Below are 20,569 nucleotides of genomic sequence, written 5' to 3'. Positions count from 1 at the left end.
CGCCACGAGAAGCGGCGGGCCGACGGCACGGCCGGTTCGGACGCCGGAGGCAGCGGCAGGCCCAAAGACCGCCGGCCCCACACAGGCGTGCGGGGCCGGGGAGACTGCCGGAGGGGCTCAGACCACCCGGCGGGCGCCCGGGGAGGGCACCGCCTCGAAGACCCGCGGGGGCGTGTGGCCGGCCGCGGCGAAGGCCTCCTGGACCGCCTTGGTGAGGGTGTCGACGTCCGTCGCCTCCGCCAGGACGACGGCCGAGCCGCCGAAGCCGCCGCCGGTCATCCGGGCGCCGAGGGCGCCGGCCGCCAGGGCGGTGTCGACGACCAGGTCCAGTTCGGCGCAGGAGATGCGGAAGTCGTCGCGCAGGGAGGCGTGCCCCTCGGTCAGCACCGGGCCGATGGCGCGGATCTCACCGTCGCGCAGCAGCTCCACCACCCGCTCCACCCGCTGGTCCTCGGTGACGACGTGCCGCACCAGGCGGCGGAGCTCCTCCTCGTCGCCGAGCCGGGCGAGGGCCGCGTCGAGTTCGCCGTACGGGACGTCGCGCAGGGCGTCGACGCCCAGCAGGGCCGCGCCCTTCTCGCAGCCGGCCCGCCGCTTGCCGTACTCGCCGCCGCTGTGGGCGTGCTTGACCTGCGTGTCCACCACCAGCAGGCGCAGGCCCTCCGCCGCGAGGTCGAAGGGGATCTGCCGCTGGGAGAGGTCGCGGGTGTCGAGGAAGAGGGCGTGGCCCTGCTCGCAGCACGCGGACGCCGTCTGGTCCATGATGCCGGTCGGCGCGCCGACGTAGACGTTCTCGGCGCGCTGGCACAGCCGGGCCAGCTTCCAGCGCTGCAGGCCGAGGCCGTACAGGTCGTTCAGCGCGAGCGAGATCACGACCTCCAGGGCCGCGGAGGAGGACAGGCCCGCACCGGTCGGGACGGTCGAGGACAGATGGACGTCCGCGCCGGTGATCTCGTGGCCCGCCTCGCGCAGCGCCCAGACCACGCCCGCCGGGTACGCCGTCCACTCCCGGTCGCTCTGGGGGGCGAGCGCGTCCAGGGACAGCTCCACGACCCCGCCCCCGGCGTCCGCCGAGTGCAGGCGCAGGAGCCCGTCGTCCCGCCGGGAGACGGCCGCGACCGTCTGGTGCGGCAGCGCGAACGGCATGACGAAGCCGTCGTTGTAGTCGGTGTGCTCGCCGATCAGGTTGACCCTGCCCGGCGCCGCCCACACTCCCTGCGGCCGCGCTCCGTACAGCTCGGTGAAGCGCTCCGCGACCTGCTGTGCCCCCACTACCGCTCCTTCGTGACGTGCCGTGCGAACTCCCACGCGTCCGCGACGATCCCCGCGAGGTCCGCGCGGGTCGGGTTCCAGCCCAGCTTCTCGCGGGCGGTGTCCGCCGAGGCGACCAGGACCGCGGGGTCGCCGCCCCGGCGTGGGGCGACCACCTCGGGGATCGGGTGGCCGGTGACCTCGCGGACGGTCTCGATGACCTGGCGCACCGAGAAGCCGTTGCCGTTGCCGAGGTTGCAGATCAGGTGCTCGGCGGGGCGGGCGGCCCCGACGGCCAGCAGATGGGCCTCGGCGAGGTCGGCCACGTGGATGTAGTCGCGCACGCAGGTGCCGTCGGGGGTCGGGTAGTCGTCGCCGTAGACGGAGATCGCGTCGCGGCGGCCCTGGGCGACCTGGAGGACCAGCGGGATCAGGTGCGACTCGGGGTCGTGGCGCTCGCCGTACGTGCCGTAGGCGCCCGCCACGTTGAAGTAGCGCAGGGAGACCGCCGCGAGGCCGTGGGCGTTCGCCTCGCTGGTGATCATGTGGTCGACGGCCAGCTTGGAGGCGCCGTAGGGGTTGGTCGGCCTCGTCGGGGCGGTCTCGGCGATCGGGACCTGCTCCGGCTCGCCGTAGGTCGCCGCCGTGGAGGAGAAGACGAGCCTGCGCACGCCCGCGTCGCGCATGGCGCCGAGCAGGGCCATGCTGCCGGCGACGTTGTTGTCCCAGTACTTCTCGGGCTTCACCACCGACTCGCCGACCTGCGAGGACGCGGCGAAGTGCAGGACGCCGTCGTAGGAGGGGTCGAGCCACTTGGCCGCGTCGCGGATGTCGCCCTCGACGAAGGCCGCGCCGGCCGGGACCCCCGCGCGGAAGCCGGTGGAGAGGTTGTCGAGGACGGTGACCTCGTGGCCGGCTTCCAGCAGGTGCTGGGAGACGACACTGCCGACGTAACCCGCGCCACCCGTCACCAGGTACTTCATGAACTCGCTACCTCTCGCAGTCGCTCGGCCGCGCGCTCCGGCGGCACGTCGTTGATGAACACGTTCATGCCGGACTCGGAACCGGCGAGAAACTTCAGCTTGCCGGAAGTGCGGCGGATGGTGAAAAGCTCGAGGTGGAGCGCGAAGTCGTCCCGCGTCACGCCGTCGAGCTCCGCCGGTGCGCCGAACGGGGCCTGGTGCCAGCCCGCGACGTAGGGCGTCGGGGGGTCACCCATGGCGCCCTCCCCTCCGCCCTGCCCCCCGAAGATCCTGTCGAAGCGCCTCAAGAGTTCCAGATAGACCTGGGGGAATTCTGTGCGTGCCGCCTCGTCGAGCGCGAGCAGATCCGGCACGCGGCGCCGGGGGTACAGGTGGACCTCGTACGGCCAGTGCGCCGCGTACGGCACGAAGGCCACCCAGTGCTCACCTTCGAGGACGACCCGCTCGCCGGCCAGTTCCCGCTCCAGGACGGCGTCGAACAGGTTCTCCCCGCCGGTGGCCTCCTTGTGGGCGGCGAGCGAGCGGAGCATCAGCGAGGTGCGTGGCGTGGTGAAGGGGTAGGCGTAGATCTGGCCGTGCGGATGGCCGAGGGTGACGCCGATCTCCTCGCCCCGGTTCTCGAAACAGAACACCTGCTCGACGGCGGGCAGGTGCGACAGCTCCGAGGTGCGGTCCGTCCACGCGTCGAGCACCAGGCGCGCCTGCTCCTCGGTGAGGTCCGCGAAGGAGGCGTCGTGGTCGGAGGTGAAGCAGACGACCTCGCAGCGCCCGGAGTCGCCGGCGAGCGAGGGGAACCGGTTCTCGAAGACGACGACGTCGTACGAGGAGTCCGGGATCTCGCTGAGCCGGTCGCCGCGCGTCGGGCACAGCGGGCACTCGTCGGCCGGCGGGTGGTAGGTGCGGCCCTGCCGGTGCGAGGCGACGGCCACGCTGTCGCCGAGCAGCGGGTCGCGGCGGATCTCGGACGTGGTGACCGTACGGTCCAGCGGGCGGCGGTCGAGCGCGTCGCGCACGGTGTCGTCCCGAAGGTCGTAGTAGATCAGCTCACGACCGTCGGCCAGCCGGGTCGAGGTCTTCTTCACGCCGGACTCCTTGGTCAGCCCCTGGGGGTTGTGCCGCTCACTCAACACAATCAAACATAACAAACCACAACCCGACAACACCAGGATCATCACAATCAAACAAAGAACACCAACACAAGTGTTCAATATCTGAACGCCGGGGCGTAGGTTCCGCTGAGATAAGTTCGCGCAACGAAGCGAGTTCCTCATGCAAACCCCCACATACGCGCACACGTATCTGGCAGCGGGGCTACGGCTCCCCACCAACTGGCTGGACTACACGATCCTGGCGATCTACTTCGTCGTCGTGCTGGGCATCGGTCTGGCGGCCCGCCGCTCGGTGAAGACCAGCCTGGACTTCTTCCTGTCAGGACGCTCGCTGCCCGCCTGGATCACCGGCCTCGCCTTCATCTCGGCGAACCTGGCGGCCACCGAGATCCTCGGCATGGCCGCCAACAGCGCCCAGTACGGCGCCTACACCGTCCACTGGTACTGGATCGGCGCCATCCCCGCCATGGTGTTCCTCGGCCTGGTGATGATGCCCTTCTACTACGGCAGCAAGGTCCGCTCGGTCCCCGAGTTCCTGCTGCTGCGCTTCGACCGGGCCGCCCACCTGCTCAGTTCGATCCTGTTCGCGTTCGCGGCCATCCTGATCGCCGGCGTCAACCTCTACGCCCTCGCGATCGTCGTCGAGGCCCTGCTCGGCTGGCCGCAGTGGGTCGCCATCGTGGTCGCCGGCGCCTTCGTGCTGGCGTACATCACCCTGGGCGGTCTGTCCTCGGCGATCTACAACGAGGTGCTCCAGTTCTTCGTGATCCTGGCCGCGCTCATCCCGATCACCGTCCTCGGCCTGAAGAAGGTCGGCGGCTGGAACGGCCTGACCGACAAGCTCACGGCCTCCCACGGCCACAACTTCACCACCGCCTGGGGCGGCACCGGCATCGGCAGCACCAACCCGCTCGGCGCCAACTGGCTGACCATCGTCCTCGGCCTCGGCTTCGTGCTGTCCTTCGGCTACTGGACCACCAACTTCGCCGAGGTGCAGCGCGCCCTGTCCGCGAAGAACCTCTCCGCCGGGCAGCGGACCCCGCTGATCGCCGCCTACCCGAAGATCTTCATCGTCTTCCTGGTGATGATCCCGGGACTGGTCGCCGCCGCGCTCGTCCCGCACTTCGGCGCCGCCGGCTCCGGCTACCAGTACAACGACGCCATCCCCTACCTGATGCAGGAGCTGCTGCCCAACGGCGTCCTCGGCATCGCGGTCACCGGTCTGCTCGCCGCCTTCATGGCCGGCATGGCGGCCAACGTGTCGTCCTTCAACACCGTGTTCACCAACGACATCTGGGCGAAGTACGTGGTGCGCGGGCGGGAGGACGCCTACTACGTCCGCTTCGGCCGGTGGATCACCGTGATCGGCGTCTTCGCGTCCGTGGGCACGGCGTTCCTGGCGTCCTCGTTCTCGAACATCATGTCCTACCTGCAGACGCTGTTCTCCTTCTTCAACGTGCCGATGTTCGTCGTCTTCATCGTCGGCATGTTCTGGAAGCGGGCGTCCGCCAAGTCCGGCTTCTGGGGCCTGCTCGCGGGCACCGTCACCGCGATGGTCAACTACTTCGTGTTCTACAAGAAGGGGATCATCTCCATCCCCTCCGACCAGGGCGCCAACTTCGTCTCCGCGATCGCCGGCTTCGTCGCCGGCGCGGTCGTGATGTTCCTGGTGTCCCTGTTCACGAAGCCGAAGCCGGCCGGGGAACTGCAGGGCCTGGTCTACGGCACCCGCTCCCCCGGCATGACCGAGGCGCCCGCCCCCGGCGACGACGCCTGGTACCGCCGGCCCGCGCTGCTGGGCTGGGGCGCGGTCGCCCTGGCCGCCGTCTGCTACATCCCGTTCTCGTTCTGACGCGGGAGGATCGAGGAAACCATGTCCGAGAACTCCGAACACCCCCGCCGCGGCGACCACTTCACCGAGGACTCCGTCGCACGGGAGGTCACCGAGCTGGAGTCCCGGTCCGCGACCGCGGCCCGCATCTTCGACCTGCGCCGCATCATCGGCGGCCTCTTCGTGCTCTACGGCGTCATCGTCACGATCACGGGCATCACCGACTCCCAGGCCGCGATCGACAAGGCCCAGGGCGTCAACATCAACCTCTGGACCGGGATCGGCATGCTCCTGCTGGGCATCTTCTTCCTGGCCTGGCTGAAGCTGCGGCCCACGGCGCCCCGGCCGCTGCCCGAGGAGGGTTCACCCGAGGAGTGAGCGCCGGCGGGGGACGGGCGCGCCGCACGGGCGCGGACCGTCCCCCGGCCGCCGGTCCACCGTGGCAGGTCGCCCGGCTCACCGCGCGCTTTCGGGCGCCTACTCCCGACCGGTGCCCAACGGGCCCGCCCGGTCCAGCAGGCCCGTCCGCGCGGCCAGCGCCGCCGCCTCCAGGCGGGAGCCCACGCCCAGCTTCATCAGCACCCGCTGCACATGCGTGCGCGCGGTGCTCGGCGCGATCCCCATCCCCGCCGCGATCAGCCGGGTGTCCTCGCCTTCGGCCACCCTGACCAGCACCTCCACCTCACGCGGCGTCAGCACCTGGAGCAGCCGCTGCGCCTCGTCGTCCGGCTGCGCGGCAGGATTGAGCAGCTCGCCGAAGGCCCCCTGCAGCAGCTGCGGAGCCACCGCCGCCTCCCCGGCCCGCGCCTTCATGATCGCCCGCTCGACACCCTCGATCCGCTCGTCGTGGCGCACATACCCCGACGCGCCGGAGGCGAAGGCCGCCGCGATCCCGCGTGGGGACGGCACCGGGCCCAGCACGAGCACCGCCACCTGCGGCCGCTCCCGCTTGATCTTCACCACCGGGTCGAAGGCCCCCGGCTCGGCCGGCGCCGACGTGCCCAGCAGGCACACCTCCGGCGCCCGCGCGATCACCAGATCCGCAGCGCCCGCGGCCGGCGCCGCCGCCGCGAGCACCCGGTGCCCGCGCAGCTTCAACGCGGACGCCAGCGCCTCCGCGAGCAGGCGATGGTCGTCGACGACCATGAGCCGCACTCCCATAGAGCAACCCCCCAGTCCCCCCCATGGATGCCCCACTATGGACGCCCACCGGTTCCGAAGGACAGAGGGCCCCCCGGCACCTCGCCCTTCATGCCCCCGGAAGCTACACGCTTGTTCGACGTCGCGCTGCCCCTATTCATGAGAAGTGCCCCGGATCGATGAAATCCGGGGCACTTCTCGGTAAGTCACCCATTCGGGCGAGACGGGCGACGGCCCCCGCGGCCGGTCAGCCGCCCGTGCCGAACGCCAGCACCAGGTCCTTGCTCAGCGACGTCGAGCCCTTCTTCTGGGCGAAGACCTCCGACATGTAGAGGCGGCCGTCGCCGAAGAGGATCTCCGCGAAGTCCGGCAGCATGGTGGTCTCCGCCTGCCGCACGCTCTGCGTGGAGGGGTTCTCCAGCAGCTTGGCCTGCTTGAAGGAGCCGCCGTCGATGCTGACGATCTGGCCGCCCTTGTTGTACGGCGGCGTCTTGTAGGCGAGCAGGTTGGCACCGTCCATGCGCAGCGGGGAGAGCGTGTAGCCGTCCCCGGCCTCGGCGCGCTGGCCGGTCTGCTTGCCGGTGGTGAGGTCGAAGGCGACGATCTCGTTGGTCCTGCCGAAGTCGCCGTTGCCGTCGTGCTCCGCGGTCGGCAGGTACAGCCTGTTGTTCCCGGCGACGACCTCGTGGCAGTCCTCGATGCGGGTGATGCCCTCGCACTTGCCGCCGTAGGTGTCGCTCGGCGCGGAGATGTGGGCGAGGAGCTTGCCGGTCCCGCCGTCGATGGAGAAGTAGTCCAGGCCGTTGCTGTCGTCACCGACGTCGGCGGCCACCACCAGCGGGTCGGTGGAGACGACGGAGGCGTACTCGATGCCCGGGTCCATCTTGTACTCGGAGATGACCTTCCCGGTCTTCGGGTCGAGAGTCTGGATCAGCAGCCGCCCGTTGTCGGAGCCCCCGCAGTTGCGCACCGCGACCAGCTTCGAGCCGCCGCCGTAGCCCGCGTCGTAGCAGTCGTCGCCCGGCTTCGGCAGCCACAGCGCCTTGCCGGAGTCGATGTCGAACGCGGCACCGCCCTGGGTGTCACCGACCGCGACGGTTCGCTGAGCGACCGTCACGTTCTGGTAGTTGACCGGGTAGTCGCCGGACTTGACCGTCTTCGTCCACAGCTTCTTGCCCGTGTCGAGGTCGATCGCGGCGATCTGGCTGCAGCCCGCGATGGAGTTCTTCGTGTCCGCCTTGGGCTGGTACGTGATCGCGGTCCTGTCGTCCGCGGTGACGTGCCGGCTGGCCGCGCACACCGGGCCGGGCAGCTTGATCGTCCACAGCTTGGTGCCCTTGGCCGGGTCGTAGCCGACGACCTCGGAGACCCCGCTCTTGGCGTACACCTTGCCGGTCAGCCAGGAACCCGAGGTGCTGACCGTGTCGTCGGCGGTGGGCATCGGAACGTGGAAGAGGAGCCTGCCCGAGGGGTCGGCCGGCGCCTTCTCCTTGCCTCCGCCGCCGGACGTGCCGCCGGAGCCCTTGCCGTTCTGGCCGCCCGTGCCGCCGTTGGAGGAGGCGGTGTCGTGCTTGCCGCCGTCACCGCCGGAGGACTTGGCGTACCAGATGCCACCGCCGACGATCAGCGCGATGACCACGACCGCCGCGACGACGATGAACAGCGCGGTGTTGTTCCGCCCGCCGCCCTGCCCCGGCTGCGGCTGCATCGGCACCGTGGGCGGCTGGCCCGGGTAGCCGTAGCCCGGCTGCATGGGCTGGGTGGGCTGCGCGTACGGGTTCGGCGCGCCGTAGGCGGGGGGCTGCTGCCCGTACGCCGGGGGCTGCTGGGCGCCCGGGTAGCCGTACCCGGGCGCCGGCGGCTGCGGGGCCGGGGCCGGGGCCGCCTGCGGGTAGCCGTAGCCGGGCTGGGGCGGCTGCGGTTGCGGCTGCGCGGGCGGGGCAGGCGGTGCGGGCGGGGTCGCCTGCGGCACGGGCGGGGTCGCCGGGGGCGCGGGCGGCTGGTCCTGCGGTGCGCCCTGCGGGCTCGGCGGGCCGAAGCCGCCCTGCTGCGGGGGCTGGTTCGGCGGGGGTGGGGGCGGCTGGGTCATGGCTCGGGTACCTCGGTGAAGCTCGAAGGCCGGACGGCGGACGGAACGGGGTGAGGGCCGGGCTCAGTTGCCGAAGGCCATGATCAGCTTCTCCTTGGACTGGTCGTTGCCGGACAGCCGGCCGGAGGAGATGAAGAACCGCCCGTCGGACCAGTCGACGACACCGTCGTAGAAGGTGTCCTCGATCTCGGCGGTGCCCTTCGGGTTCTGCAGCAGTTTCGTGGTCGTGTGGGAGGACCCGGCGGTCGGGATCGACACGACCTGGCCGCCCGCGTCGTACGAGGGCTGCACGTACGCGACGAGCTTGCCGTTCTCGATCTTCACCGGGGACATCGGCTCGGCGGCCGGGGACTTGACCCGCCACTTCGCCTTGCCGTCGGCGAGGCTGATCGCCACGATCTCGTTGGCGCTGCCGGTGGTGTCCGTGGGCAGGTAGAGGTAACTGGCGTCGGCCGCCACGCCCTGGCAGCCCTGGAGGTCGCGTTCGAGGATCGCCCAGCCGCAGCGGGGGGCGAACTTCTCGTTGACCTTGACCTCGGAGCGGAACTTGCCGTCGTCGCCGAACGTGGAGATGTTCCAGGCCTTCTTGTCCTGGTTGGTCAGGTAGACCACGAGCGGGTGGAGCGAGTACACCCGGCTGACCTGCCAGCCCTTCTTGACCGGCTGGGTCCACTTCACCTTGCCGGTGGCCGGGTCGAGCTCCTGGATCTCGTCGTGCTCGGTGCTGCCGCCGGCCCCGCAGGAGGCCACCTGGACCAGCCGGCCGTCGCCGCCCGCGTACGCGGCCGGGAAGCAGGCCGCGCCGTACCTCTTCTTGTCGTACAGCTTCTTGCCGCTGTCGATGTCGTACGCCGTGCCCGACTCCGAGCGGCCCACCATCAGGGTCTTGCCGCTCACGGTCAGTTCGACGTTGAGCGCGCTGTCGAACAGCCCGCCGTCGGCGACCTGTCCGCTCCAGCCCTTCTTGCCGGTCCTGAGGTCGAGCTGCTGGATCTGGTTGCACTTGGCGTTGTCGCTGACACCGCTCATGTACGCCACGACGACCTTGCCGTCGTCCGACGGCTGCGGGGTGACCGAGCAGATCTTCTGCGGGAAGGTGATCGGCCCCCAGGGGGAACTGCCGTCGCCGGCGCCGTAGGCGAAGACCTGCTTGTACGCCGCCTTCACCACCGTGTTCCCGGCGACCCACATGCCGGGCGCGTCGGCGCCCGAACCCGGGGCGTCCGGCGCCGACTTGTACCAGAGCACCTTCGCCTCGCCGGCCGCCCGGCCCTTGTTGAGGTCCTCCGGGTCGTCACCGCCGCCGGTGGAGGCGGACGGCGAGCCGGACGCGGACTGCTTGTCGTCGCCGCTCTGCGCGGCGACCGGCTTCTTCTTCCCGCCGTCGCCGCCGCCGCTGGTGACCGCGTAGACGGTGCCGCCGATGACGAGCAGCGCGGCCACCGCGGCACCGATGATCAGCGCCGTCTTCTTCCTGCCGCCGCCCTGCCCCGGGAAGGGCCCGCCGGGCGCGGCGCCGGGCGCACCCGGGTACGGCGGCTGCTGCGGATAGCCGTAACCGGGCGCCGGCTGTCCGTACGGGCCGGGCTGCGACGCCTGCTGGGGGTAGCCGTACGGGCCGGGGGTGCCGGGCGCGGCGTAGGGGCCGGGGGCGCCGTACGGACCGGGCTGCCGCGGGGGGCCGTATCCGGGCTGCGGCGGCTGCCCGGGCGGAACCGGAGGCGCCGGCGGGGTCGCGGGAGCGGTGGGCGGCTGGGCGGGTGGCGGGGGCGGCGCGCCGAACCCCCCACCCCCCGGCGGTTGTTCCTGCGGTGCTCCGAAACCACCGTGCGGCGGCTGGCCGGGCGGCTGAGTCATCAGCGCTCTTCCCCCTCGTTCACTGATTTTTAGCCACGCCCTGAGGTTCGTTCACGGACCCAAGGTCGTATTCATTCTGTTCTCAGACGGCCCTTTCTATCACCCGGCGCAGACAGCACAGGGGGCCGCGCCCTCCCCTGTTCCCAAGGGAGGACCGGCCCGTGATGCCGTTGTTATGCGCCTTCACGCCCCCTTCACGCGCCGCACGCGCCCCCTGCGCGGGACGGGGGGGAAGGGTCAGGCGTCCTCGGCCAGTTCCAGCCAGCGCATCTCCAGTTCCTCGCGCTCCCCGGCGAGTTCCCGCAGCTGGGCGTCCAGTTCGGCGACCTTCCCGAAGTCGGTGGCGTGCTCGGCGATCTGGGCGTGCAGCCGGGTCTCCTTCTCGGAGACCTTGTCCAACTGCCGCTCGATCTTCTGGAGTTCCTTCTTGGCGGCGCGCTGGTCGGCGGCGCTGCGCTCGGTCGTGGCCGGCTTGGGCGCCGCGGCGGCGGCCTGCGTGGCGACCGCCTCCTCCATGCGCCGGCGCCGCTCCAGATACTCGTCGATGCCGCGCGGCAGCATCCGCAGGGCGCCGTCGCCGAGGAGGGCGAAGACCTTGTCAGTGGTGCGCTCGACGAAGAACCGGTCGTGGGAGATGACGATCATCGAGCCGGGCCAGCCGTCGAGGACGTCCTCGAGCTGGGTGAGGGTCTCGATGTCGAGGTCGTTGGTGGGCTCGTCCAGGAAGAGGACGTTGGGCTCGTCCATGAGCAGGCGCAGCAGCTGGAGGCGGCGGCGCTCACCACCGGAGAGGTCCCCGACCGGTGTCCACTGCTTCTCCTTGCCGAAGCCGAACGTCTCGCACAGCTGCCCGGCGGTCATCTCGCGGCCCTTGCCGAGGTCGACGCGCTCGCGTACGCGCTGCACGGCCTCCAGGACCCGCCAGGTGGGGTCGAGTTCGGCGACCTCCTGGGAGAGGTAGGCGAGCTTGACCGTCCTGCCGACGGCGACACGGCCGCCCGCCGGCTGGGCCTCGCCCTCGGTGCGCGCGGCCTCGGTCATCGCCCGCAGCAGGGAGGTCTTGCCGGCGCCGTTGACGCCGACGAGGCCGATCCGGTCGCCGGGGCCGAGCTGCCAGGTGACGTGCTTGAGCAGCACCTTGGGGCCCGCCTGCACGGTGACGTCCTCGAGGTCGAAGACGGTCCTGCCGAGCCGGGAGGAGGCGAACTTCATGAGTTCGCCGCTGTCCCGGGGCGGCGGCACGTCGGCGATCAGCTCGTTGGCGGCCTCGACGCGGAAACGCGGCTTGGAGGTGCGCGCGGGCGCCCCGCGGCGCAGCCAGGCCAGCTCCTTGCGGATCAGGTTCTGCCGCTTGACCTCCTCGGTGGCGGCGATGCGCTCGCGCTCGGCGCGCGCGAAGACGTAGTCGGAGTAGCCGCCCTCGTACTCGTACACGTCGCCGCGCTGCACGTCCCACATGCGGGTGCAGACCTGGTCGAGGAACCACCGGTCGTGCGTCACGCAGACCAGCGCCGAGCGCCGGTTCCGCAGGTGCGTGGCGAGCCAGGAGATGCCCTCGACGTCGAGGTGGTTGGTGGGCTCGTCGAGGATCAGCAGGTCCTGTTCCTCGATGAGCAGCTTGGCCAGCGCGATGCGGCGCCGCTCGCCACCGGACAGCGGGCCGATGACGGTGTCCAGGCCCTTGGGGAAGCCCGGCAGGTCGAGGCCGCCGAAGAGTCCGGTCAGCACGTCCCTGACCTTGGCGTTGCCGGCCCACTCGTGGTCGGCCATGTCGCCGATGACCTCATGGCGGACGGTGGCGGCGGGGTCGAGGGAGTCGTGCTGGGTGAGCACGCCGAGCCGCAGTCCGCCGGAGTGCGTGACCCGGCCGGTGTCGGCCTCCTCCAGCTTGGCGAGCATCCGGATCAAGGTGGTCTTGCCGTCGCCGTTGCGGCCCACGACCCCGATCCGGTCCCCTTCCTGCACGCCGAGCGAGACGCCGTCCAGCAGGGCACGGGTGCCGTACACCTTGCTGACGTTCTCGACATTGACCAGGTTGACGGCCATTTCACTCCTGCCACGGGGACGGTCAGCCTCCCAGCCTAATGCGCGCCGCGGCCGCCCCCTCACGCGCTTGACCCGACGCCGGCACCGGGCACCCGCGTCCTGGCCACGCCCCGCCGCCCCGTGCCGGGCGTGCGCCCCCGGCGGGCCCCGCGGGGTTCCCTTGCGGGCGGGTGACCGTCACGCGTCGGCGTGGACGGCCGTCTCGTGGGGCGCGGTGAGTACGGTGGCGCCCGGGGCGGGTGCCGTCGCCGTGCGTACGGTGCGGCAGGTGCCGGAGGCGCGCAGGGCCTCGGCCACCGCCCGCGCCGACTCCGGGTCGCGGACGAGGAACGCCGTGGTCGGACCGGAACCGGAGACCAGTGCGGTCAGCGCGCCGGCCGCCCGGCCCGCGGCGAGCGTGTCGGCCAGCTCCGGGAAGAGGGAGAGCGCGGCGGGCTGGAGATCGTTGGACACGGCGGCGGCGAGCGCGTCCGGGTCGCCCCCGGCGAGCGCGTCCAGCAGGGCCGGGGAGGCCACGGGAGCGGGGATGTCACGGCCCTCGGCGAGCCGGTCGAACTCGCGGAAGACGGCCGGGGTGGACAGTCCGCGCTCGGCCATCGCGAACACCCAGTGGAAGGTGCCGCCGACCTCCAGTGCGGTCAGCCGCTCCCCGCGCCCGGTGCCGAGGGCCGCGCCGCCGACCAGGCTGAAGGGGACGTCGCTGCCCAGTTCGGCGCAGATGGCGAGGAGCTCCGCGCGGGAGGCGCCGGCGCCCCACAGGGTGTTGCAGGCGAGCAGCGCGCCCGCGCCGTCCGCGCTGCCGCCCGCCATGCCGCCGGCGACCGGGATGTCCTTGGCGATGTGGATGTGAACGGCCGGCTCGACGCCCCGGCGCCCGGCGAGCGCGAGGGCGGCGCGCGCGGCGAGGTTGGTGCGGTCCAGGGGGACCTCGCCGGCGTCCGGGCCCTCGCAGGTGACGCGCAGCTCGTCGGCCGGGGTGACGGTGACCTCGTCGTACAGGCCGACGGCGAGGAAGACGTTGGCGAGGTCGTGGAACCCGTCGGGGCGGGCGGCGCCCACCGCGAGCTGGACGTTGACCTTGGCGGGGACGCGGACCGTGACGCTCACTGCTGACCGGGCTCCTTGGGCTGTGCGGGCGGTGTCGGTGCTGCTCGGGGTCAGGCGGCGTGCGGGCCGTGCTCGGCGATGCGGGCGAACTCCTCGACGGTCAGCGACTCGCCGCGCGCCTGCGGCGAGACCCCCGCGGCGACCAGGGCGCTCTCGGCGGCGGCAGCGGTGCCCGCCCAGCCGGCGAGCGCGGCCCGCAGGGTCTTGCGGCGCTGCGCGAAGGCGGCGTCGACCACCGCGAAGACCGCCTTCCTGGAGGCCGTCGTCCTGATCGGCTCGGCGCGCTTCACGAGGGAGACCAGTCCGCTGTCGACGTTCGGCGCGGGCCAGAAGACGTTGCGGCCGATGGCGCCGGCCCGCTTCACCTCGGCGTACCAGTTGGCCTTCACCGACGGCACGCCGTACACCTTCGAGCCGGGTGCCGCGGCGAGCCGGTCGGCGACCTCCGACTGCACCATGACCAGCGTCCGCTCGATGCTCGGGAAGGTCTCCAGCATGTGCAGCAGCACCGGCACGGCGACGTTGTAGGGCAGGTTCGCCACCAGGGCGGTCGGCGCGGGGCCGGGCAGCTCGGCGACGTGCATCGCGTCGGAGTGGACCAGCGCGAACCGGTCGGCGCGCTCGGGCATGCGCGCGGCGACGGTCGCGGGCAGCGCGGCGGCCAGCACGTCGTCGATCTCGACGGCGGTGACCCGGTCGGCGGCCTCCAGCAGCGCCAGGGTGAGCGAGCCGAGTCCGGGGCCGACCTCGACGACCACGTCGTCGGGCCGGACCTCGGCGGTGCGGACGATGCGGCGGACGGTGTTGGCGTCGATCACGAAGTTCTGGCCGCGCTGCTTGGTCGGGCGGACACCGAGCGCGGCCGCGAGCTCGCGGATGTCGGCGGGGCCGAGGAGGGCGTCGGGGGTGGGGCTGCTCACGGGACAAGGGTACGGGGCCGGACCGGCGGCCCGGCCCCGGGCGGGATCCGTCCGCCCCACGGCGGCCGCACGGCCGGGTCAGCCGTGCAGTCTCTCCCCGCAGTGCGGCCAGGGGGTGGATCCCCGGCGCGTGTACAGCTTCTTGGCGCGGAAGGTCTGCTCCTGCGCCGACGCGTTCTCCGGGCGCCCGCTGCCGCCGAGGCTGTGCCAGGTGTGGGCGTCGAACTGGTAGAGCCCGCCGTAGGTGCCGGAGGCGTCCACGGCGTGGGCGCGGCCGCCCGACTCGCAGGCGGCGAGTGCCTGCCAGTTCAGGTGGTCGGCGCCGTGCACGGAGGGCGGCAGCGGCTTGGTGCCCACCCTCACCAGCTGCGTGCGCGGCTCGCGCACCACCTCGGACGCCTCACGGCGCGGCTTCTCCCGGACCCCGTTGACGGTGCGCAGCAGGTAGGTGATCCGCCGCAGTCCGGGCCGGCCGGGCCGCGCGACGACCTCGACACCCTTGAACAGGGTGGGGTCCTCGGCCCGCTCGACCAGGAAGGGGATCTGCTCGTCGTGGACCTCCCGGCTGCCGGTCACCCGCAGCACGGTCACCGTCTGCCCGTCGCGGGGGAAGCCGGCGAGCGGGACGGAGGTGGTGTCCTGGCCGTGCAGGGTGATGCCGGCCTCCTGGACCGCCTCGCCGACGGTGGCGGCGTTGGTGCGGATCGTGCGGGTCCGGCCGTCCGCCATGATCGTGACGGCGCGTTCGGTGCGCACGTCGAGCGCGAGCCCGGTGCGGCCGATGGCCTGGGAGCGTGAGGCGGACAGGTAGGCGCCCTCGGCGCGCACGCCCAGCTCGTCCAGCGCCCCTTCGACCGTGCGGGCCGTCGTCCACACCTCGCGCCGCCGGCCGTCCAGCGTGAGCCGCACGGGGCGCCCGTAGCGCACCGCGACCGCGTCGCCGCCGGCGAGCGCGGTGCCGGGGGCGGGCGCGACCATGTCGTGGGCGCCCACGTGGACGCCCTCCTCGGCGAGCAGTTCGCTCACGTCGTCGGCGAAGGTGTGCAGGGTGCGCTGGCGGCCGTCGACGTTCAGCTCGACCGCCTTGTCCTGGGCGACGAACGCGGTGGTGCCGCCCGCCAGGAAGGCCACGACCAGCGCCTGGGGCAGCAGGCGGCGCACGGCGGACTCCGGGCGATCGGCGGAGCGCGCCCGGCGCCGGCGGCCGGTCCGCCCGCCCGGCGCGGCCTGCTCGCGTACCGGTTCGCGGGGCGCACCGCCGCCCTGGCGGGGGAGCACCGGCTCGGTCGGGGCGTGTGCCGTGGCGTCGTAGGGGGCGTGCGCCCGGGCCTCGTAGGCGGGCCGGTAGGTGTCGCCGTACCCGGTGCCGGCCGGTACGCCGTACGCCACCGTCTCCGCGTCGTGCAGGCCGTGCGCCACCGTCTCCGCGTCGTGCAGGCCGTACACCAGCGTCTCCGCGTCCTGCGCGCCGGGCCACGCGGCGGGCGGCGGAGTATACGGGCCGTACGCCGCGTAGGTCTCGAACTGCGGGTTGCTCACGCCGACACGCTCCAGTGGGCCAGAGGGGTCCCGTTCAGGGCCCCCAGAACCTAGCGGAGGGTCGGTCACTCTCCAAAGCGGCACGACTACCCTCGGTCGCGACCGGGCCCGAGGCGTGCCCGTACGAGCGTGATCGGGCGGTTACGATCGTTCTACGCTCGGTAGTCGAAGGCGCGGGCCGTGTTCGCGCCCAGCGCCGTCGCCAGCGCGTCCTCGTCGATGCCGCGCACGGCGGCCATCGCGCGCACCGTGACCGGAACGAGATACGGGGCGTTGGGCCGTCCGCGGTACGGCGCCGGCGTCAGGAAGGGCGCGTCGGTCTCCACGAGGACCAGTTCCAGCGGGGCGACGGCGAGCGCGTCGCGCAGGTTCTGGGCGTTCTTGAAGGTGACGTTGCCGGCGAAGGACATGTAGTAGCCGTCGCGGGCGCAGATCTCGGCCATCTCGGCGTCGCCGGAGTAGCAGTGGAAGACGGTCCGCTCGGGCGCGCCCTCCTCCTTCAGTACGCGCAGCACGTCGGCGTGGGCGTCGCGGTCGTGGATGACGAGCGCCTTGCCGTGCCGCTTGGCGATCTCGATGTGGGCGCGGAAGGAGCGCTCCTGGGCGGCCTTGCCCCCGGGGCCGGTGCGGAAGTGGTCGAGGCCGGTCTCGCCGACGCCCCTGACGTGGGGCAGGGCGGCGAGCCGGTCGATCTCGGCGAGGGCCTCGTCGAGGGCAGCGTCGCCGCCCGGCTGCCGGGCGCCCTGCCGGGACCAGCCGTCGGGGTCGCCGTGGACGATGCGCGGCGCCTCGTTGGGGTGGAGGGCGACGGCGGCGTGCACGTTCTCGTGCGCCGCCGCGGTCTGCGCGGCCCATCGCGAGCCGGCCACGTCGCAGCCGACCTGGACGACCGTCGTGACACCCACCGACGCGGCCTTGGCGAGGCCCTCCTCGACCGTGCCGGACTGCATGTCGAGATGGGTGTGGGAGTCGGCGACGGGCACCCGCAGGGGTGCCGGCAGCGGCGGTGCCGCGTTCTTGTCGCCCCTGGATCTCTGGCCGGCGTTCGAAGGCATGCCCCGATCCTACGGAAGGGGGTGCCCTCGAACGTCCGCGCGGAACTCGGCCGGTCCCGCGCCGGAAGGGCTCAGCCCGTCCTGCGATGGAAGGGGTGGAGGAGATCGGACAGGTGCCAGTGGTGGTGCTCACCGGCCGCGGGAGGCTCGGTGGCGGGTCCGGCGGCGGTCGGCACCTGCGGCACCTCGACCGGTCCGGCCTTGGGCGCGCTGTGGTGGTGCGACTCGGCCGCGCCGCGGACCGACGAGACCTGCCCCGCGCGCATGATCCGCACGACGTGGCCGTCGCAGTTCAGGCAGCCGGGCCGGCGCAGCGGCGACGGCACGACCCGGCCGTCGGCCACGTACAGCACGAACTCGTGCCCCTCGGCGTCCGTGTGGTGCTCTATCTCGTACGACTGCTCCCAGCCGTGCCCGCATCGCATGCAGGCGAACGAATACGACTCGTGAACGACGGCTGAGGCCGTACCCCGAAGGCCGGTCTGCCCTGCGGTCTCACTCATGCCAGCTCCTCTTGTCCGCTGGACAAGCACCCCGACAGCGGGAGTTCCCCCCGGAACCCCTGGGGCGAGGGACGGGTGCGTCCCTTTGACCAGTGGACGCTCCCACCGGCCCGAATGCATCCGGCCTGTCGACTGTTGGAGGCGATTTGGGCCTTCCTTGCCAAAGCACCCCCGTTCGGCCCTGCCGGGCTTTGCCAACGGCGACAGCCCTTTGCCGACCCATGGGGCGTTCGCTCACCCGAGAACACCCCTGCTCAGAGGGTGTTTGCATCGGCCGCGGGGCGGATCGGAACCCGCCCTTCCAGGCGTGGCACGGGCGGGACGCGCTCAGTCCCCGGAGCGCTTCGCGGCGACCACGGCGTCGAAGACGACCCGCTTGGGCAGCCCCGCCTCCACCGCCACGGCCGCGATGGCCTCCTTGCGGCGCTCGCCCGCCTCCTCGCGCACCCGCACCCGGCGGACCAGTTCCCCGGCGTCGAGTTCCTCGGGCCCGGTCTCGGGGGCGCCCTCGACCACGACGGTGATCTCCCCGCGGACGCCCTCGGCGGCCCACCGGGCCAGCTCGGCCAGCGGGCCGCGCCGCACCTCCTCGTACGTCTTGGTCAGCTCCCGGCAGACCGCGGCCCGCCGGTCCGCGCCGAAGGCCTCGGCCATGGCGGCGAGGGTGTCGTCGAGCCGGTGCGGCGCCTCGAAGTAGACCAGCGTGCGCCGCTCCCCGGCGACCTCCCGCAGCCGGGACAGCCGTTCCCCCGCCTTGCGGGGCAGGAAGCCCTCGAAGCAGAACCGGTCCACCGGCAGCCCGGACAGGGCCAGCGCGGTGAGCACGGCGGACGGCCCGGGCACCGCGGTGACCCGGAGGTCCTTCTCGACGGCGGCCGCGACCAGCCGGTACCCGGGGTCGGAGACCGAGGGCATGCCCGCGTCGGTCACGAGCAGCACGCGCGCGCCGCCGAGCAGCTCCTCGACCAGCTCGGGCGTGCGGGCGGACTCGTTGCCCTCGAAGTACGACAGCACGCGGCCCCTGGGCGTGACGCCCAGCGCCTGGGTGAGCCGGCGCAGCCGCCGGGTGTCCTCGGCCGCGATCACGTCGGCGCCCGCCAGCTCCTCGGCGAGCCGGGGCGGCGCGTCCGCGATGTCGCCGATGGGGGTTCCTGCCAGGACAAGGGTTCCAGTCACACGCCCATCCTCGCAGGGCCCCGGGAGCCGGGGGAAAACGACGGCATCCCCGTCCTTACCGCACATGCACGGGACTCGCACAGAACGGTTCCCTACGATGGCGCGGTGACCAGTACCGCGTCCTCCATGGACCACCGGCAGGGCCAGGCGCCGCACGACCGGCGGCCGTCGTGGCAGCAGCGGCTGCGCCGATTCGGGTACGCCCCGGCGAAGGACGCGCCCGCGGGCGACGTACGCGACCGGCTGGTGCCCCCCTATGCCCAGCCGAGTCCCCGGCTGTGGCAGGCGTTCGGCGCTTCCCCCCTCCTGGCCGAGCGGATCACCCGCTGGGCGGGCTGGGGCGGGCCGCTTCTGGTGACGCTGATGGCGGGCCTGATGCGGTTCTGGAACCTGGGCAGCCCGCGCGCGGTGATATTCGACGAGACCTACTACGCCAAGGACGCGTGGGCGCTCGTCCACCGCGGGTTCGAGGTCAACTGGGACAAGAACGCCAACGACCTGGTCCTGCAGACGCACGGCCACCTCGCGATCCCCCCGGATGCGGCGTACGTCGTGCACCCGCCGGTCGGGAAGTACGTCATCGGGCTCGGCGAGCTGGTCTTCGGCTTCGATCCGTTCGGCTGGCGGTTCATGACCGCGCTGCTCGGGACGCTGTCCGTGCTGCTGCTGTGCCGGATCGGGCGCCGGATGTTCCGCTCCACGTTCCTCGGCTGCCTGGCGGGCGCACTGATGGCGGTGGACGGCCTGCACTTCGTGATGAGCCGGACCTCGCTGCTCGACGGCGTGCTGATGTTCTTCGTGGTGGCCGCGTTCGGCTGTCTGGTCATCGACCGGGACCGGTCGCGGGAGAGACTGGCCGCCGCGCTGCCCGAGGGTCCCGACGGGCGGGTCCGCCCGGACGAGCACGTCGCGGACACCTTCCGGTTCGGCCTGCGCCCCTGGCGCTGGGCGGCCGGGCTGATGCTGGGCCTCGCCACCGGCACGAAGTGGAACGGCCTGTACATCCTGGTCGCGTTCTGCGTGATGGCGGTGCTGTGGGACGTCGGCGCGCGCAAGGTGGCCGGCGCCCGTCACCCGTACGCCGCGGCGCTCAAGTACGACACCGGCATCACGTTCCTCGCGACGGTTCCGGTGGCGATCGGCGTCTACCTGCTGTCCTGGATCGGCTGGATCCTGTCCCCGGCCGACGGCAGCGGCGGCTACTTCCGCAACTGGGCGGCCACCGACGGCAGGGGCGGCAGCTGGACCTTCCTGCCGGACTGGCTGCGCAGCCTGTGGCACTACGAGCACGAGGTGTACAAGTTCCACGTCGGCCTCACGTCCCCGCACACCTACCAGTCCAACCCGTGGAGCTGGATCGTGCTGGGCCGCCCGGTGTCGTACTTCTACGAGTCCCCGAACCCGGGCGCCGACGGCTGCCCGGCGGACGCGGGCCAGAAGTGCGCCCGTGAGGTGCTGGCGATCGGCACCCCGCTGCTGTGGTGGGCGGCCTGCTTCGCGATCCTGTACGTGCTGTGGCGCTGGGCGTTCCGCCGCGACTGGCGGGCCGGTGCCATCGCCTGCGGGATCGCCGCGGGCTATCTGCCCTGGTTCCTGTACCAGGAGCGGACGATCTTCCTCTTCTACGCCGTCGTCTTCCTGCCGTTCCTGTGTCTCGCGGTGGCCATGATGATCGGCGCGATCGTCGGCCCACCGGGCTCCAGCGACACCCGCCGCGTGGTGGGCGCCTCCGCGGCCGGGGTACTGGTCCTGCTGATCGCCTGGAACTTCATCTACTTCTGGCCGCTGTACACGGGCACCGCGATCCCGATCGACTCGTGGAGATCGCGGATGTGGCTGGACACCTGGGTCTGAGGCGGGGTGGCGCGGGCGGGCCGAATGTCGCAAGAGTGCTACGGATCGCCGCCCGGCGTCACCCTCCGAGGTGAGGACTTTAAGGTGATTGCCGTCGTTGGGGAGTGTG

16 protein-coding genes are annotated in these 20,569 nt (G+C 72.3%); 3 read left to right on the top strand and 13 right to left on the bottom strand.

Annotation, left to right across the window (positions count from 1 at the left end; genetic code table 11):
* Window positions 1–117 precede the first annotated feature (117 nt).
* The 3 genes from galK to galT are packed head-to-tail and all read right to left on the bottom strand — an operon-like array spanning window position 118 to window position 3,316.
* On the bottom strand, window positions 118–1,272 hold the full coding sequence (gene galK, locus ACZ7FF_RS25540) for a galactokinase (RefSeq protein ID WP_470814594.1): 1,155 nt from the start codon (window positions 1,270–1,272) through the stop codon (window positions 118–120).
* Window positions 1,272–2,234, bottom strand: a complete 963-nt coding sequence (gene galE, locus ACZ7FF_RS25535) for a UDP-glucose 4-epimerase GalE (RefSeq protein WP_470814593.1) — start codon at window positions 2,232–2,234, stop codon at window positions 1,272–1,274. Before galE ends, galK begins: the two co-directional genes overlap by 1 nt.
* Window positions 2,231–3,316: a galactose-1-phosphate uridylyltransferase gene (gene galT, locus ACZ7FF_RS25530; RefSeq protein WP_470814725.1), complete on the bottom strand. Its 1,086-nt coding sequence runs from the start codon at window positions 3,314–3,316 to the stop codon at window positions 2,231–2,233. The genes galE and galT overlap by 4 nt, the downstream gene beginning before the upstream one ends.
* Window positions 3,317–3,503: 187 nt before the next feature.
* On the opposite strand from galT, the gene ACZ7FF_RS25525 reads away from it, so the two are divergent.
* Both ACZ7FF_RS25525 and ACZ7FF_RS25520 read left to right on the top strand, forming a co-directional pair.
* Window positions 3,504–5,195 carry a sodium:solute symporter family protein gene (locus tag ACZ7FF_RS25525; protein ID WP_470814592.1) on the top strand — a complete coding sequence of 564 codons (1,692 nt, stop codon included), beginning with the start codon at window positions 3,504–3,506 and terminating at the stop codon, window positions 5,193–5,195.
* A gap of 21 nt (window positions 5,196–5,216) precedes the next feature.
* The gene (locus tag ACZ7FF_RS25520) at window positions 5,217–5,552 is read left to right on the top strand and encodes a hypothetical protein (protein WP_470814591.1); all 336 of its coding nucleotides are present in this window, start codon (window positions 5,217–5,219) and stop codon (window positions 5,550–5,552) included.
* Between the two features lie 99 nt (window positions 5,553–5,651).
* Here ACZ7FF_RS25520 and ACZ7FF_RS25515 read toward each other — a convergent pair whose 3' ends face one another.
* The 10 genes from ACZ7FF_RS25515 to rsmI all read right to left on the bottom strand — a co-directional run bounded on the left by ACZ7FF_RS25515 (window position 5,652) and on the right by rsmI (window position 18,606).
* Window positions 5,652–6,335, bottom strand: coding sequence for a helix-turn-helix transcriptional regulator (locus ACZ7FF_RS25515; RefSeq protein WP_470814590.1), 684 nt, complete (start codon window positions 6,333–6,335; stop codon window positions 5,652–5,654).
* Between the two features lie 226 nt (window positions 6,336–6,561).
* Complete coding sequence (locus ACZ7FF_RS25510; protein WP_470814589.1) at window positions 6,562–8,403, bottom strand: outer membrane protein assembly factor BamB family protein; 1,842 nt, start codon at window positions 8,401–8,403, stop codon at window positions 6,562–6,564.
* Between the two features lie 63 nt (window positions 8,404–8,466).
* Window positions 8,467–10,260, bottom strand: a complete 1,794-nt coding sequence (locus ACZ7FF_RS25505; protein WP_470814588.1) for an outer membrane protein assembly factor BamB family protein — start codon at window positions 10,258–10,260, stop codon at window positions 8,467–8,469.
* Between the two features lie 237 nt (window positions 10,261–10,497).
* Window positions 10,498–12,306 carry an ABC-F family ATP-binding cassette domain-containing protein gene (locus ACZ7FF_RS25500; RefSeq protein ID WP_470814587.1) on the bottom strand — a complete coding sequence of 603 codons (1,809 nt, stop codon included), beginning with the start codon at window positions 12,304–12,306 and terminating at the stop codon, window positions 10,498–10,500.
* 177 nt (window positions 12,307–12,483) lie between these two features.
* Window positions 12,484–13,413, bottom strand: a complete 930-nt coding sequence (locus tag ACZ7FF_RS25495) for a 4-(cytidine 5'-diphospho)-2-C-methyl-D-erythritol kinase (RefSeq protein ID WP_470814586.1) — start codon at window positions 13,411–13,413, stop codon at window positions 12,484–12,486.
* A 50-nt stretch (window positions 13,414–13,463) separates the two neighbouring features.
* Window positions 13,464–14,333 carry a 16S rRNA (adenine(1518)-N(6)/adenine(1519)-N(6))-dimethyltransferase RsmA gene (rsmA, locus tag ACZ7FF_RS25490; RefSeq protein ID WP_470814585.1) on the bottom strand — a complete coding sequence of 290 codons (870 nt, stop codon included), beginning with the start codon at window positions 14,331–14,333 and terminating at the stop codon, window positions 13,464–13,466.
* Between the two features lie 78 nt (window positions 14,334–14,411).
* The gene (locus tag ACZ7FF_RS25485; RefSeq protein ID WP_470814584.1) at window positions 14,412–15,872 is read right to left on the bottom strand and encodes a ubiquitin-like domain-containing protein; all 1,461 of its coding nucleotides are present in this window, start codon (window positions 15,870–15,872) and stop codon (window positions 14,412–14,414) included.
* 152 nt (window positions 15,873–16,024) lie between these two features.
* Window positions 16,025–16,927: a TatD family hydrolase gene (locus ACZ7FF_RS25480; RefSeq protein ID WP_470814583.1), complete on the bottom strand. Its 903-nt coding sequence runs from the start codon at window positions 16,925–16,927 to the stop codon at window positions 16,025–16,027.
* A 71-nt stretch (window positions 16,928–16,998) separates the two neighbouring features.
* Window positions 16,999–17,430, bottom strand: a complete 432-nt coding sequence (locus ACZ7FF_RS25475) for a hypothetical protein (RefSeq protein ID WP_470814582.1) — start codon at window positions 17,428–17,430, stop codon at window positions 16,999–17,001.
* A 327-nt stretch (window positions 17,431–17,757) separates the two neighbouring features.
* Window positions 17,758–18,606, bottom strand: coding sequence for a 16S rRNA (cytidine(1402)-2'-O)-methyltransferase (gene rsmI, locus ACZ7FF_RS25470; RefSeq protein WP_470814581.1), 849 nt, complete (start codon window positions 18,604–18,606; stop codon window positions 17,758–17,760).
* 105 nt (window positions 18,607–18,711) lie between these two features.
* Here rsmI and ACZ7FF_RS25465 point away from each other — a divergent pair, with 105 nt between their 5' ends.
* Window positions 18,712–20,460: a dolichyl-phosphate-mannose--protein mannosyltransferase gene (locus ACZ7FF_RS25465; protein ID WP_470814580.1), complete on the top strand. Its 1,749-nt coding sequence runs from the start codon at window positions 18,712–18,714 to the stop codon at window positions 20,458–20,460.
* Window positions 20,461–20,569 lie beyond the last annotated feature (109 nt).

It is taken from the genome of Streptomyces sp. NPDC037126 (assembly GCF_055605965.1).
Note: the sequence above shows the minus strand (reverse complement) of the source record. Positions and strands in the feature narration are given on the sequence as shown.

Excerpts from the sequence above, each read along its gene's own strand:
- galE (WP_470814593.1), bottom strand. The coding sequence starts at position 2,234 with ATGAAGTACCTGGTGACGGGTGGCGCGGGTTACGTCGGCAGTGTCGTC.
- ACZ7FF_RS25525 (WP_470814592.1), top strand. The coding sequence starts at position 3,504 with ATGCAAACCCCCACATACGCGCACACGTATCTGGCAGCGGGGCTACGG.
- ACZ7FF_RS25520 (WP_470814591.1), top strand. The coding sequence starts at position 5,217 with ATGTCCGAGAACTCCGAACACCCCCGCCGCGGCGACCACTTCACCGAG.
- ACZ7FF_RS25515 (WP_470814590.1), bottom strand. The coding sequence starts at position 6,335 with ATGGGAGTGCGGCTCATGGTCGTCGACGACCATCGCCTGCTCGCGGAG.
- ACZ7FF_RS25510 (WP_470814589.1), bottom strand. The coding sequence starts at position 8,403 with ATGACCCAGCCGCCCCCACCCCCGCCGAACCAGCCCCCGCAGCAGGGC.
- ACZ7FF_RS25505 (WP_470814588.1), bottom strand. The coding sequence starts at position 10,260 with ATGACTCAGCCGCCCGGCCAGCCGCCGCACGGTGGTTTCGGAGCACCG.
- ACZ7FF_RS25500 (WP_470814587.1), bottom strand. The coding sequence starts at position 12,306 with ATGGCCGTCAACCTGGTCAATGTCGAGAACGTCAGCAAGGTGTACGGC.
- ACZ7FF_RS25480 (WP_470814583.1), bottom strand. The coding sequence starts at position 16,927 with ATGCCTTCGAACGCCGGCCAGAGATCCAGGGGCGACAAGAACGCGGCA.
- ACZ7FF_RS25475 (WP_470814582.1), bottom strand. The coding sequence starts at position 17,430 with ATGAGTGAGACCGCAGGGCAGACCGGCCTTCGGGGTACGGCCTCAGCC.